This is a genomic window from Kitasatospora sp. NPDC127035 (assembly GCF_042726075.1).
Taxonomy (GTDB): Bacteria; Actinomycetota; Actinomycetes; order Streptomycetales; family Streptomycetaceae; genus Kitasatospora.
Genome location: NZ_JBHXDN010000067.1, coordinates 39,299 through 52,590, shown reverse-complemented (window position 1 = coordinate 52,590; position 13,292 = coordinate 39,299). Strand labels below are relative to the sequence as shown.

Here is a 13,292-nt window from a genome sequence, read left to right as displayed (position 1 = left end):
GCTTGCTTGAGCCGTGTGCGGTGAACAGCTGCTTGCACGGTTCTGAGGGGGCGGGGACGCAGCAATGCGTCCCCGCTACCCGACTGATCATCGGCGCGGGCGGGCGTTCCGCCATCGCCACCCTGGTCGAACGAAGCACCCGTTACACGATGCTGGTCCGCCTGCCGGGCGGAGCCCACGACGCCGAGACCGTTCGCGACGGCCTCGTCCGCACCGTCCGGACCCTGCCGGCCCACCTGCGCGGCTCCCTCACCTGGGACCAGGGCAGCGAGATGGCACGCCACAGGCAGTTCACCATGGCCACCGGAATGCCCGTCTACTTCTGCGACCCCGCCTCACCCTGGCAACGCGGCTCGAACGAGAACACCAACGGGCTCCTGCGGCAGTACTTCCCGAAGGGAACCGACCTGAGCCCGCACAGCCCCGAAGACCTCGAACACGTCGCCCAGGAACTCAACGGCCGCCCACGCAAGACGCTCGGCTGGAATACCCCAGCCGAGCGTCTACGTGATCTACTCACCACCTAAACCACGTGGTGTTGCGACGACCCCCAGAACCCAAGCTGGGCGGTCGGGGCCTTCGTGCTGCCATGGCCGGCAGAGGCGGAGGACACGAGATTCGGACTCGTGAGGGGTTGCCCCCAACACGCTTTCCAATTCTCCCGAACGCCGTCTGCCGGGGTTCAGACCTGTTCTGACCTGCGCCGGAGCGAACCGTCGGGTGGCGGTCGAACCAGCCGGACGGCGATGAATGAGACCAGAACTGAGACCACGCTACCTGGCACCTGCAGCTGGATCGTCCACCTCGTGCTTGGTCAGCTGTCCGTGTCTTTGGGGTGCCGGGGCGAGGCGTAGACGAGATGTACGGTCCGCCCTGGCTCGTCGACGAGGTAGCGCACGCGCCCGCCGGCGGTCACCTCGTACTCCCACTGCGGCAGCTCGCTCCCTCCGAGGGTGCGAGCCGCCAGACGCCCCCGAAGCCGGTGCTGCCGATCAGGGTCGCCCATGGACATGGGGTCGGTGCGAAGGGCTTCGAAGCAGCGTCGTGTATTCCCGGGAGCTTCGGAGCAGAGATCGCCCCACCCCTTGGCCGCCTCATTGGTGGCGAACCGTAGCCGCCATTCGCTGCCGATCGGCGGTGGTGGGACGTCGTCGCCGCGTTTGGGGCTCATGGGTTGGGAACCTCGCCGTGGTCGTCACCGGGAAGCAGTTCGGTGAGCTGCGCAGCCAGTTCCGGATCCGCCAGGATTCGGGCTGTGGCGCGCCACTCGACGATCACTCTGTGCAGATTGGCGTGGACGTCCAGCTCCACCACGTCGCGAGTGGCGTTCACGAGGTCGACGATAAACTCCCGGACCTCTTCGGCCGACAGGTGGCGGGTCCACGGGAAGACCTCGGGGAGCGCGAGGAGGACGGCGCGAGCGCCCTCGCTGCTGGTGATCAGCGCTGCGAACAGTCGTGCGGTGACGTCGGCGGTCTCTTCGCGCTGACGGTCGTGGCGCTCCGTGGTCAGGTACAGGTCCTCGCCGTCGCGGCGTGTGACGTGAATGCGCTGTGCCTGTTCGACACTGTCCGCGACGCGCTTGGAGTTCTTCGACAGGTCGGAGAACGACACGGTGAGAGTGGACATGTCGTGATGTTACTTCGGAATACGTTCCGAAGTCAACTGATTGCAGATGTCGAAATCGCCGTTCGCCCCTCGGGGGTGCCTGCATGGACTTGTAACACGATCTTGTGAATTGTTGCCGGTGGGCGTTGCCGGTGTGACGATTCGTCCGTTCATGATGGTGTGAGCAGCAAGCCGTGGATCGTGGACGACGAGCTATGAGCCCGGATCGAACCGCTGTTGCCGGCCCGGTCGGAGCAGTCACCGGGCCTTCGCCCGGTCGATGACCGGCGTCTGGACGACGTGATCGTGCTCCATGGGGAGTGCGCGCACCGCGTTCACGGCGGCGCTGGCCCACGCGTCGGCCTTTGGGATCTTCGGCATGCTGTCGCCCGAATGCTCGCCGTCCGCCTCGTCTGGGCTCGGGGCGGCTGTTGCCCTCGTGATTCTGCCCGTGCCTCCGGCGCGGCACCCGGAGCCGGGAACGACGAAGGCCCGGACCGCTGAGCGGTCCGGGCCTTCTGCCGGCGGAGGATACGAGATTCGAACTCGTGAGGGGTTGCCCCCAACACGCTTTCCAAGCGTGCGCCCTAGGCCACTAGGCGAATCCTCCGTGGGAGAGCTTAGTACATGTTCAGGGGTGGTCGCGACCACGTATCTCGTAGGTGGGGGCGAGGGGTGGCCTGCGGATGAGGGGAGGGGGTGGTGGTGGAGGGGTGGGCCCGGGATCCGGTAGTGTTGGGGGCAGCCCCTCGTGTGGCGTTATCTCTCTGAACCCCCCCAGGGCCGGAAGGCAGCAAGGGTAAGAGGGCTCTGACGGGTGCACGGGGGGTCTTTGCGTTCCCGGGGGAGTCCGGTGGGCACGGGCGGGGCCGGGGCGGGTCGAGGGGCGACGCGTTTGTCCGTCCGTCCCGATATCGTCGGTGGTGTGTCCCTAGCCCTGTACCGCCGCTATCGCCCCGAGACCTTCGCGGAGGTCATCGGTCAGGAGCACGTGACCGCTCCGCTCCAGCAGGCCCTGCGCAACAACAGGGTCAACCACGCCTACCTGTTCAGCGGCCCGCGCGGCTGCGGGAAGACGACCAGCGCGCGCATCCTGGCCCGCTGCCTCAACTGTGAGCAGGGCCCGACGCCGACGCCGTGCGGTGAGTGCCAGTCCTGCCGGGACCTCGCCACGGGCGGGCCCGGGTCGATCGACGTGATCGAGATCGACGCGGCCTCGCACGGTGGTGTGGACGACGCGCGCGAGCTGCGGGAGCGGGCGTTCTTCGCCCCGGTGCACAGCCGGTACAAGATCTTCATCCTGGACGAGGCACACATGGTGACCCCGGCCGGCTTCAACGCGCTGCTGAAGGTGGTGGAGGAGCCGCCGGAGCACCTCAAGTTCATCTTCGCGACCACGGAGCCGGAGAAGGTGATCGGGACGATCCGGTCCCGGACGCACCACTACCCGTTCCGGCTGGTGCCGCCCGGCACGCTGCGCGACTACCTGGCGGAGGTGTGCGGCCGGGAGGAGATCCAGGTCGAGGACTCGGTGTTCCCGCTGGTCGTACGGGCCGGCGCCGGGTCGGTGCGTGACTCGATGTCGGTGATGGACCAGCTGCTGGCCGGTGCCACCGAGGGCGGTGTGACGTACCGGATGGCCACCGCGCTGCTCGGGTACACCGACTCGGCGCTGTTGGACGAGGTGGTCGACGCCATTGCCGCGCACGACGGGGCGACGGTGTTCCAGGCCGTCGACCGGGTGGTCGAGGGCGGGAACGATCCGCGTCGCTTCGTCACGGACCTGCTGGAGCGGCTGCGGGATCTCGTGATCCTCGCCACGGTGCCGGACGCGGGGGAGAAGGGTCTGCTCGACGCCCCGGCGGACCGGGTGGCGGTGATGCAGGCGCAGGCGGACTCGTTCGGCGCGGCCGAGCTGAGCCGGGCGGCGGACATCGTCAACACCGGACTGACGGAGATGCGCGGGAACGCGGCGCCCCGGCTCCAGCTGGAGCTGATCTGTGCCCGGGTGATGCTGCCGGGCGCGTACAGCGACGAGCTGTCGTTGCAGGCGCGGCTGGACAAGCTGGAGCGCCGGGCGGCGGCCGGCGGGTTCGCCGGCGGTGGTCCGGGTGGTTTGGGTGGTCCCGGTGTCGCCGGCCTCGGAGCTCTCGGGGCGATCGGCGTCGGTGAGGGCGGCGGGATCGCGGCCGGCGGGACGGCTCCTCCGGTGGCGGCGGTGCCCGAGGTCCAGCAGGTGGCGGCCCCGGCGGTGGAGTACGTGCCGCAGGCGCCCGCTCCGGTACCCGCGCCCGCCGCGCCCGCCGCACCTGCGGCGCCGGCGGCTCCGGCCGCTTCCGCGCCCGGGGCGTGGCCGATCAAGCGGAGCTTCTCGCCGGCCGGTGAGGCGTCCGCTCCCGCCCCGGCCGCTGCCCCCGCGCCCGCTGCCCCCGCGCAGCAGCCGCAGCAGCCCGCCCCGGCGCCCGCACCTGCGGCGGCCGGTGGGCAGCCGTCGGCGGCGGCGCAGCAGGGCGCCGGGCAGGTCCGGCAGCTCTGGCCGCAGATCCTGGAGGCGGTGAAGAACCGGCGCCGGTTCACCTGGATCCTGCTGAGCCAGAACGGCCAGGTCGCCGGGTTCGACGGCAGCGTGCTCCAGGTCTCGTTCATCAACGCCGGCGCGCGGGACAGCTTCGTCAGCAGCAACAGCGACGACGTGCTGCGCCAGGCGCTGGCGGACGCGCTCGGGGTGGACTGGCGGGTCGAGTGCATCGTCGACCCCTCGGGCGGAGTCGGAGGGACCCCCGGTGGTGGTCCCTCGGGCGGCTTCGGTGGCGGTGCTGGCGGTGGTGCGGGCGGTGGTGCCGGCGGTGGTGGTGGCTGGGGAGCTGCACCGGCGCGTCCGGCGGCGTCCGCGCCCCCTGCGGCGCCCGTCGCGCCGGCGCCCGTGGCCGCTCCCGTACCGGCGCCTGCGCCGGTGGCCGCGCCCCAGGCGATGCCGGTCACGCCGAGGCCGTCACCGGTCCAGGCACCTCCGCCCCAGGCCGCCCCGGCGCGTCCGGTGCAGGCGGTGGCCCCGGAGGACGACATCCCGGAGGAGGACGACCCGGACCTCAACGAGGAGGCCTTCTCCGGCCAGGATCTGATCGTCCGGGAGCTGGGTGCGACGGTGCTGGAGGAGATCCGGCACAGCGGCGGCTGAGCCGACCGGGCAGCACGTAGGCTCGGGGCGAGGACGCACACAGAACGCAGGACCGAACGCAAGGAGTGAGCCGTGTTCCCCGGTGGTGGCCAGCCCAACATGCAGGCGCTGCTCAAGCAGGCGCAGAAGATGCAGCAGGATCTCGCCCAGGCCCAGCAGGAGCTGGCCGAGGCGAAGGTGACCGGTTCGGCGGGCGGCGGCCTGGTCGAGGCGACGGTGACCGGTGCCGGTGAGCTGGTGGCGCTGACCATCGCCCCGGCCGCCGTGGACCCGGAGGACACCGAGACCCTGGCCGACCTGGTCCTGGCCGCGGTCCGTGACGCGAACCAGTCGGCGCAGAAGATGCAGGCCGAGCGGATGGGCCCGCTGACCCAGGGCCTCGGCGGCGGCGGCATCCCCGGCCTGCCGTTCTGATCGTCGGTTCAGGGACAGGCAGCGGGACAGACACAGGCAGAGGGACAGATACACGCACACGCACAGGGACAGGGCCAGGGCCGGCAAGCCCCGGCCCGGTTCCGCCCGGACGGCCGGGCCGTTCGGGCAGTGCCGGGCGGTCGGGACGAATCGGTACGTGTCGGTACGAGGGAGCTCCCCGGCGGCCGGCGGAGGGCTCTCGACCGGCCGGTAGGAGGGCTTCGGGACGGTTCTCGGGGCCCCGGAGATCTGTAGTTCAGACAACGGACCTGTGTGATTTATGCGGGAGACGGGCGTCGGGCGGTGTGCCCGACGCCCGATTCGTTGGATGATGGCACCGGAGCACCCCGCGCGGGTGCCACCGTTCCACCTGAGGGAAGGCGCGACGTTGTACGAGGGCGTGGTTCAGGACCTGATCGACGAACTGGGCAGGCTGCCCGGCGTCGGGCCCAAGAGCGCCCAGCGGATCGCCTTCCACGTCCTGCAGGCCGACCCCGTCGACGTGCGCCGGCTGGCGCACGCGCTGCTGGAGGTCAAGGACAAGGTCCGGTTCTGCGCCGTCTGCGGCAACGTCGCGGAGGCCGAGCGGTGCCGGGTCTGTCTCGACCCGCGGCGCGACCTCGCCGTCATCTGCGTGGTCGAGGAGTCCAAGGACGTGGTCGCCATCGAGCGCACCCGTGAGTTCCGTGGCCGCTACCACGTACTGGGCGGCGCGATCAGCCCGATCGAGGGCGTCGGCCCGGACGACCTGCGGATCCGGGAGCTGCTGGCGCGGCTCGCGGACGGCACGGTCACCGAGCTGATCCTGGCCACCGACCCCAACCTGGAGGGGGAGGCGACCGCCACCTATCTGGCCCGGCTCTGCAAGCCGATGGGTCTGAGGGTGACCCGGCTGGCGAGCGGCCTGCCCGTCGGCGGGGATCTGGAGTACGCGGACGAGGTCACACTCGGTCGCGCCTTCGAAGGGAGACGACTGCTCGATGTCTGACCGGACCATCAACCAGCAGCCCCACACGCCCCACCAGGCCGGACCGGAGCAGGACCGGCACAGCTGGCACACGCACGCGCACGGCTCGGAGCCGGACGACTTCGCGGTGCAGATCGCGGACTCGGTGGAGAGCTTCGTGCTCGCCGTCACCGAGGTGGCCAAGGGCGACGAGCCCGGCAGCGCGGTCTCCCTCCTCCTGTTGGAGGTCTCGCAGCTGCTGCTGGCCGGCGGCCGGCTGGGCGCGATCGAGGACGTCGTGCCGGAGGACCGGTTCGAGCCCGACACGGGGCCGGAGCCGGACGGCGAGCAGCTGCGGGAGCGGCTGGCCGCCCTGCTTGCGCCGATCGACGTCTACCACGAGGTCTTCGACCCGTACGGGCCGCCGGAGAAGCCGAGCGCGTTCCGGATCTCGGACGACCTCGCCGGGGTGGTGAGCGAGCTCCAGCACGGGCTCACCCACTACCGCGAGGGGCGGGTCAGCGAGGCGCTCTGGTGGTGGCAGTTCTCCTACCTGTCCAACTGGGGCACGACCTGCACGGCGGTGCTGCGGGCGCTGCAGTCGCTGATCGCGCACGTCCGGCTGGACAGCCCGATCGGGGCGGCGCCGGACGGTGCGGACACCGACAACGACGGGCTCACCGACGAGCAGCTCGAACAGCAGGCCGGCGACCTCATGGCGGCCGAGCTGGGGATCGGGCGCTGAACCCGCCAGGAGTCCCCGCCAGGGGCCCCCGCCGGGAGCCCCGGGAGCGGGCCCCGGCGGGGCTCCGGGACGGGTCGGGGTCCCTGGAACGTGTCCGGGGAACGTTCCGGCAGGGGTCGGCGGGGGTCGGCACGCACTGTGACGCAGACCTCAGGGTTTTCCGTCGAAGAGAAAACCCCGGGGCTGCCGACCGTTTGCCCGCCGATTCTGCGGGGCGGTGCGGGATACCCCGCAGACCTGCCCGTGGCCCCGCCCGAACCGCCGCTCACCTGCTGAAACGTGTGTCTCATCATATGGAAACCGGCAGGTGTCGCACCCCTGCTCGGTAGACTGGCGCGGACCGCACCACCCCCGCCACCCGGGGGTGCGGGGGCCGAGCGCCCCCGGAAACGACACAAGTCGAGGAGCGCACGTGGGCCTTGTCGTGCAGAAGTACGGCGGCTCATCCGTTGCGGATGCCGAGGGCATCAAGCGCGTGGCCCGTCGAATCGTTGACGCCAAGAAGGCCGGCCATGAGGTCGTCGTCGTGGTGTCCGCGATGGGCGACACGACGGACGAGCTCATCGAACTCGCGGAGCAGGTGTCACCTCTCCCCGCCGGCCGCGAGTTCGACATGCTGCTGACCGCTGGAGAGCGCATCTCCATGGCTCTGCTGGCCATGGCGATCAAATCCCTGGGTCACGAGGCCCAGTCCTTCACAGGCAGCCAGGCCGGTGTCATCACCGACTCCGTCCACAACAAGGCGCGCATCATCGACGTGACGCCGGGCCGCATCCGCACCGCCCTGGACGAGGGCAACATCGCGATCGTGGCCGGCTTCCAGGGTGTCTCGCAGTCGAGCAAGGACATCACCACGCTCGGCCGCGGCGGCTCCGACACCACGGCCGTCGCCCTCGCCGCGGCCCTCAGGGCCGAGGTCTGCGAGATCTACACCGACGTGGACGGCGTGTTCACCGCCGACCCGCGCGTGGTGAAGAAGGCCCGCAAGATCGACTGGCTGGCGTACGAGGACATGCTGGAGCTGGCCTCGTCCGGCTCCAAGGTGCTGCTCGACCGCTGTGTGGAGTACGCGCGCCGCTACAACATCCCGATTCACGTACGCTCGTCCTTCTCGGGCCTTCCCGGGACGATCGTCAGCAACGACAACCCGCACCAGCCCGAAGGGGGCGAGATGGAGCAGGCCATCATCTCCGGAGTCGCCCACGACACGTCCGAGGCCAAGGTCACGGTCGTAGGCGTGCCCGACAAGCCGGGCGAGGCGGCGCGCATCTTCCGCGCGATCGCCGACGCAGAGGTCAACATCGACATGGTGGTGCAGAACGTCTCCGCCGCGTCGACCGGTCTGACCGACATCTCGTTCACCCTGCCGAAGGCCGAGGGCCAGAAGGCCATCGACGCGCTCGACCGGGTCAAGGAAGGCATCGGCTACGAGTCGCTCCGCTACGACGACGCGATCGGCAAGATCTCGCTCGTCGGTGCGGGCATGCGCTCCAACCCGGGCGTCACCGCGACCTTCTTCGAGGCGCTCTCCGCCGCCGGGGTCAACATCGAGCTGATCTCCACCTCGGAGATCCGCATCTCGGTGGTCACCCGCGCCGAGGACGTCAACGCGGCCGTGCGCGCCGTCCACAGCGCCTTCGGGCTGGACAGCGACACGGACGAGGCCGTCGTCTACGGAGGCACCGGGCGATGACCCGGCGGCCGAACCTCGCCGTCGTCGGGTCCACCGGCGCGGTCGGTGAGGTGCTCCTCGGCCTGCTCTCCCTCCGTCAGGACATCTGGGGCGAGATCCGTCTCGTCGCCTCCCCGCGCTCGGCCGGCCGCAAGCAGACCGTGCGCGGGGAGCTCGCGGAGGTGCTCCCGCTCACCGAGGAGTGCTTCGACGGGATCGACGTCGCGGTGTTCGACGTGCCCGCGGACGTCTCCGCCCGGTGGGCGCCGATCGCGGCCGCCAAGGGCGTCGTGGTCGTCGACAACTCCGGGGCCTTCCGCCTGGACGAGGACGTTCCGCTGGTCGTGCCCGAGGTCAACGCGGCGGCGGTGCGACTGCGTACGCGCGGCATCGTGGCCAGCCCCGACTCCACCACGCTGACGATGATCGCGGCGGTCGGTGCGCTGCACGCCGAGTACGGGCTCGCCGCGCTGGTCGTCTCCTCCTACCAGGCCGCCTCCGGCGTGGGCCGGGCCGGCGCCGACGCGCTGCGCGGGCAGCTCGCGCAGGTGGCCGGTACCGAGGTCGGCGAACAGACCGGCGACCTGCGGGCCGTGATCGCCGACCACGGCCCGTTCGCCGCCCCGCTCGCGCTCAACGCGGTGCCGTGGGCCGGCACGCTGACCGACGGCGGCTGGTCCTCCGAGGAGCGCACGGTGCGGGACGAGTCCCGCAAGATCCTCGGCCTGTCCGCGCTCAGGGTCTCCGCCACCTGCGTCCGCATCCCGGTGGTGCGCACCCACGCGGTCGCCGTGCACGCGGTGTTCGAGCGGGAGGTCACCCAGGAGCACGCCCAGGAGATCCTCCGGGACGCCCCCGGCGTGGTGCTCTACGACGATCCGGCGGCGGGCGAGTTCCCTACGCCGAACGACGTCGTCGGCACCGACCCGGTGTGGGTGGGCCGGGTACGCCGGGCGCTGGACGACCCGACCGCGCTGGACCTCTTCCTCTGCGGGGACAACCTGCGCAAGGGCTCGGCGCTGAACGCGCTGCAGATCGCCGAACTGGTCGCGGGGGAACTCGGCCTGTGAGCCGGGTCGGCGGTCCCGTCGTCCGACGGCCCGCCGGGACCGCGTCCGGGACCGCACCCGGGACCGCGTCCGGGGCCTCTCGCGACGGCCGGGGCTGCCGCTCCTCAGCCGGCGTCTACGCAGTTTGTTCGCGGACCGCTTGAGGAATCCTCGCCGAATCCCCTGGAGGGGGCTCCGCCCGATGCGGAAGAATGTCCGCCGGGCTGGGCAACCATGACAGGGGATCGAGTGTCCAACGGGCGTGGCGAACGTGATGGTGGGGGCAGGGGCGGGCATCTCGGCAACGGCCGCGGTGACGTTCCCGCCGCGCGCCCAGTGGCCGGCGGATAGGCCGGTAGAAAGCCAGATGACGGTAGTCGCATCCGGCGCCGCTGACTCCGGCGCGGGCACCACCGCGGGGACCAGCGAGGACCTGCTCACCGAGACCTACCAGGCGCACTACCGCTCCCTGCTGCGGCTGGCCGCGCTGCTCCTCGACGACCTCTCCACCTGTGAGGACGTGGTGCAGGAGGCGTTCATCCGGGTGCACGCGGCCCGGCGGCGGGTGCGTGAGCCCGAGAAGACCCTCGCCTACCTGCGGCAGACGGTGGTCAACCTGTCCCGCTCGACGCTGCGGCGCAGGATTCTCGGACTGAGGCTGCTTCAGAAGCCCATGCCTGACATGGCCAGTGCAGAAGAAGGGGCCTACGATGCGCTGGAACGCGACCAGTTGAAGGCCGCGTTACGGGGTCTGCAACGCCGTCAGCGGGAGGTACTGGTGCTGCGCTACTTCGTGGACATGACGGAGGCGCAGGTCGCCGAGACCCTGGGCATCTCGCTGGGGTCGGTGAAGGCGTACGGCTCACGCGGGATCGCCGCGCTGCGGGTCCAGATGGAGGCCGGGCATGGCTGAGGACGATCGGGTGTCCGGTGAACGGGCCCCCTCCGACGGTGGTCCGGGGGCGGGGAGAGGACCGGGCGGCAGAGACCGAGGTCCGGGAGGTACGGCAGGGCCTGGGAGCGCGGGAGTATTCGGCGCCCCGGGCGGGTTCCGGGGGTTCGCAGGGGCAGGAGCCGGAGCCGGAGCCCTAACCGGAGCCGGGGCCGGGGCCCTAACCGGAGCCGGAGCCCTAACCGGGGCCGGGGCCGGAGCCGGGGCCGAGACCGGAGCCGGAGCCGACGACGGCGAGGTCGATCCGCTCGGCTCGGAGGAACGACTCGTCCGGGCGCTGATGCAACGGGCCGTGGCCGAGGTCCAGCCCGCGCCCGGCGGCCTGCAGCACATCCGCCGGGCGGTGCCGCGCAGACGGGCCGCGCGCCGGGGCGCCTGGACCGGCGCCGCCGCGCTGGCCGCCGTCGTCTCCGTCCTGCTGCCGACCCTGCACGACGACGAACACCTCGGTCTCTCCGGCGGCCCCGGCTCGCCCAACGCACACGGCGGCACCGCCTCGTCGACCTCCTCGGGGACCGCACCCGGTGGAGGCATCGTGTGGCCGAGCCTGCCGCCGGCCCCCGACGTGAGCACGCCCACCTCGCCGGGCAGCCCGTCCGGCACCGCCGGGACCTCGCCGAGTGCCGGCGCGAGCACCACCCGGCCGGCGGCCGGGACCTCGGCCCCGGCCGCCGCCACCGGCACCGGCGGCGAGAGCGGGCCGATGCCGCTCTGCACCCGAGGCGATCTCGGGCAGGGCACCGCCCAGGTCGGTACGGCCGACCCCGACGGCCGGATCTACGGGTACTTCACGGTGACCAACACGTCCGCGCACAGCTGCCGGCTCGGCGGGCCCGGTTCGGTCACGGTCACCGGCACCGTCGGGACGGAGTCCGGGCGGATCCGGATCGCCGATCACACGGCGGGCGGTCCGGCGACCGGGCTGCCCGCGCGCTCGACGGATCCCGCGGCGGGGACGGGCGGCGGCACCGACGGTCTCGTGCTCGCGCCCCGGGCCGGGTACCGGGTGGACTTCGGGTGGGTGCCGGACGCCGTCGGCTGCCCGACGCCCGGCGGGACGACCTCGCCGAGCGCCTCCGCCGGCCCCGGGCAGAGCACGACGGGCGGAGCCACCGGCGGCAGCACCGGCAGCGCGACGGCCGGCGGTACGGCGGGTGGCGGCGCCGCTCCTGGGCCGGGCGCGGGCACCGCTGCGGCGCCGGGATCGGCCGGCGGCGCGAGCGGCGGTGCGGGAACGGACGCGGGCGCGGGTGCGAGCGGCGGGACGGGTCCCGGCCTGCTGAGCGCCGGCCCGACCGGATCGACGAGCGGGCCGCGCCTGTCCACCGGGTCGGCCCCGGAGGCCGGCTTCACCGCGGGGACGGGCGCGGAGCCGCCGCCGAGCGCTGCGACGACACTCCCGTCGACCGGTGCGCCGAGTCCGTCGGCCACCTCGACGGCCGGGCCCGGCAAGCCGTTGACGAGCGTCACGCTGGCCTACACCCCGGCGCCGGGCAACCCGCCCGCGTCCGTCGCCGTCCTCCCGGGCGTCTGCGCGGGCACGGTCTACCGCACCGCGCCCGACCCGCTTCCGTCGGCGCTCCCGGCTCCGAGCGCCTCGCCCTCGTCGGGGTGAGTGCGGGGGCGGTCCCGGGGCGCCGCACGCGGGGCCGGGCGCCGGGCAGTGGTGAGAGGAAGCATCAGGAGTAGGGGAGTAGGGGACCGGCGAGGGGGCGCACGACGGCGTCCTGGGCGGCTGCGGCACGGACCGGCGGGGCCTCGCGGCGGGGGGCGTCGGCCGGTCCGACTTTCCGCTCCGGGGGGTGGTGTCCGGGCCGGGCGGGGGGCCTGGGGTCGGGCGGCGTGTGAGGAGTGGTTACCGTGGGGGTGTGTACCGGTTCCTCCTCACCCCGCGCTGGCTGAGCGGCACCGCGTTGGCCGTCGCGGCCGTCGCGGTGTGCGTCTGGCTCGGCTCCTGGCAGCTCGGTCGGTTCGAGGACAAGGTCGCCTCGCAGGAGGAGATCAGCCGGTCGGTGAACGACGCGGGTGCTTCCCGGCCGCTCGGTGAGGTGCTCGGCGCCGACCGGCCGCAGGTCACCACGGACACCGTCGGCCAGGCCGTGACGGTGACCGGCACCTTCGACCTGGAACACCAACTGCTCGTGCCCAACCGGGTGTTGGACGGCAAGCAGGGCTACTACGTGCTGACCCCGCTGCGCACGCCGGACGGGCGGACCGTCGCGGTGGTCCGCGGCTGGGCGGCCGGGACACCGGCTGCCGCGGTGCCCGCCACCGGAATGCCCGCCGGCGCCTCCACGGTCGCGGATTCCACGACCACGACCACGGCCGCCGGTGCCGCGCCCGCCGGCGAGGTGACGGTGACCGGCCGGCTGCAGGCCGGCGAGACCAGCGGCAGCGGCGGTGCGGTGGCCGGCGGGCTCCCGGAGGGACAGCTCGGCACGATCAACCGGGCCGCCCTGGTCAACAAGCTCTCCTACGAGGGCTGGTACGACGGCTGGGTGTCCGCCGACGACGCGCCGGCCGGGCTGACCCCGGTGCCGACGGTGCAGCCGCAGGGCGGCAACGGACTGAGCCTGCGGGCGTTCCAGAACCTGGGCTACACGCTGGAGTGGTTCGTCTTCGGCGGCTTCGTGGTGTTCATGTGGTTCCGCCTGCTGCGCCGCGAGGCCGAGGCCGAGCAGGACCGGGCCCTGGGACTGGACCCGGTCCTCGACTGACCGGACGGCCG

General features: G+C 72.4%; 13 protein-coding genes, 1 tRNA gene and 1 other RNA gene. 11 read left to right on the top strand and 4 right to left on the bottom strand.

Annotation, left to right across the window (positions count from 1 at the left end; all coding sequences use genetic code 11):
* Nucleotides 1-527: IS30 family transposase (locus ACFWIC_RS33065; protein WP_380520715.1), on the top strand; the 527-nt coding region annotated here is incomplete at its 5' end.
* 287 nt (nucleotides 528-814) lie between these two features.
* Here ACFWIC_RS33065 and ACFWIC_RS33060 read toward each other — a convergent pair.
* The 4 genes from ACFWIC_RS33060 to ACFWIC_RS33045 form a co-directional block, all read right to left on the bottom strand.
* On the bottom strand, nucleotides 815-1,006 hold the full coding sequence (locus tag ACFWIC_RS33060) for a hypothetical protein (RefSeq protein ID WP_329883827.1): 192 nt from the start codon (nucleotides 1,004-1,006) through the stop codon (nucleotides 815-817).
* Between the two features lie 161 nt (nucleotides 1,007-1,167).
* Nucleotides 1,168-1,629: a prevent-host-death family protein gene (locus tag ACFWIC_RS33055; RefSeq protein ID WP_329883828.1), complete on the bottom strand. Its 462-nt coding sequence runs from the start codon at nucleotides 1,627-1,629 to the stop codon at nucleotides 1,168-1,170.
* A 237-nt stretch (nucleotides 1,630-1,866) separates the two neighbouring features.
* Nucleotides 1,867-1,989, bottom strand: a complete 123-nt coding sequence (locus ACFWIC_RS33050; RefSeq protein ID WP_329949072.1) for a hypothetical protein — start codon at nucleotides 1,987-1,989, stop codon at nucleotides 1,867-1,869.
* A gap of 144 nt (nucleotides 1,990-2,133) precedes the next feature.
* Nucleotides 2,134-2,218 (bottom strand) — tRNA-Ser (locus tag ACFWIC_RS33045).
* Between the two features lie 130 nt (nucleotides 2,219-2,348).
* Between ACFWIC_RS33045 and ffs the strand changes: the two genes are divergently transcribed.
* From ffs to ACFWIC_RS32995, 10 genes are all read left to right on the top strand, one after another.
* An RNA gene (ffs, locus tag ACFWIC_RS33040) (signal recognition particle sRNA small type) lies at nucleotides 2,349-2,445 on the top strand.
* An 88-nt stretch (nucleotides 2,446-2,533) separates the two neighbouring features.
* Nucleotides 2,534-4,786 carry a DNA polymerase III subunit gamma and tau gene (locus ACFWIC_RS33035; RefSeq protein WP_380520714.1) on the top strand — a complete coding sequence of 751 codons (2,253 nt, stop codon included), beginning with the start codon at nucleotides 2,534-2,536 and terminating at the stop codon, nucleotides 4,784-4,786.
* Between the two features lie 72 nt (nucleotides 4,787-4,858).
* Nucleotides 4,859-5,200 (top strand): YbaB/EbfC family nucleoid-associated protein, encoded by a 342-nt coding sequence (locus tag ACFWIC_RS33030; protein ID WP_329883831.1) that lies wholly within the window; start codon nucleotides 4,859-4,861, stop codon nucleotides 5,198-5,200.
* Nucleotides 5,201-5,588: 388 nt separating this feature from the next.
* Nucleotides 5,589-6,188 (top strand): recombination mediator RecR, encoded by a 600-nt coding sequence (recR, locus tag ACFWIC_RS33025; RefSeq protein ID WP_329883870.1) that lies wholly within the window; start codon nucleotides 5,589-5,591, stop codon nucleotides 6,186-6,188.
* Nucleotides 6,181-6,891, top strand: coding sequence for a DUF5063 domain-containing protein (locus ACFWIC_RS33020; protein WP_329883832.1), 711 nt, complete (start codon nucleotides 6,181-6,183; stop codon nucleotides 6,889-6,891). The genes recR and ACFWIC_RS33020 overlap by 8 nt, the downstream gene beginning before the upstream one ends.
* 412 nt (nucleotides 6,892-7,303) lie before the next feature.
* Complete coding sequence (locus tag ACFWIC_RS33015) at nucleotides 7,304-8,584, top strand: aspartate kinase (RefSeq protein ID WP_329883834.1); 1,281 nt, start codon at nucleotides 7,304-7,306, stop codon at nucleotides 8,582-8,584.
* Nucleotides 8,581-9,633: an aspartate-semialdehyde dehydrogenase gene (locus tag ACFWIC_RS33010; protein ID WP_355401100.1), complete on the top strand. Its 1,053-nt coding sequence runs from the start codon at nucleotides 8,581-8,583 to the stop codon at nucleotides 9,631-9,633. Before ACFWIC_RS33015 ends, ACFWIC_RS33010 begins: the two co-directional genes overlap by 4 nt.
* Before the next feature lie 346 nt (nucleotides 9,634-9,979).
* Nucleotides 9,980-10,525, top strand: a complete 546-nt coding sequence (locus ACFWIC_RS33005) for a SigE family RNA polymerase sigma factor (protein ID WP_329883836.1) — start codon at nucleotides 9,980-9,982, stop codon at nucleotides 10,523-10,525.
* 331 nt (nucleotides 10,526-10,856) lie between these two features.
* Nucleotides 10,857-12,179: a hypothetical protein gene (locus ACFWIC_RS33000; protein WP_380520713.1), complete on the top strand. Its 1,323-nt coding sequence runs from the start codon at nucleotides 10,857-10,859 to the stop codon at nucleotides 12,177-12,179.
* 253 nt (nucleotides 12,180-12,432) lie between these two features.
* Nucleotides 12,433-13,281, top strand: coding sequence for an SURF1 family protein (locus ACFWIC_RS32995; protein ID WP_380520712.1), 849 nt, complete (start codon nucleotides 12,433-12,435; stop codon nucleotides 13,279-13,281).
* Nucleotides 13,282-13,292 lie beyond the last annotated feature (11 nt).

Bases quoted from the DNA above. Each gene is read 5' to 3' on its own strand.
- ACFWIC_RS33060 (WP_329883827.1), bottom strand. From the start codon at position 1,006: ATGGGCGACCCTGATCGGCAGCACCGGCTTCGGGGGCGTCTGGCGGCT.
- ACFWIC_RS33055 (WP_329883828.1), bottom strand. From the start codon at position 1,629: ATGTCCACTCTCACCGTGTCGTTCTCCGACCTGTCGAAGAACTCCAAG.
- ACFWIC_RS33050 (WP_329949072.1), bottom strand. From the start codon at position 1,989: ATGCCGAAGATCCCAAAGGCCGACGCGTGGGCCAGCGCCGCCGTGAAC.
- ACFWIC_RS33020 (WP_329883832.1), top strand. From the start codon at position 6,181: ATGTCTGACCGGACCATCAACCAGCAGCCCCACACGCCCCACCAGGCC.
- ACFWIC_RS33010 (WP_355401100.1), top strand. From the start codon at position 8,581: ATGACCCGGCGGCCGAACCTCGCCGTCGTCGGGTCCACCGGCGCGGTC.
- ACFWIC_RS33005 (WP_329883836.1), top strand. From the start codon at position 9,980: ATGACGGTAGTCGCATCCGGCGCCGCTGACTCCGGCGCGGGCACCACC.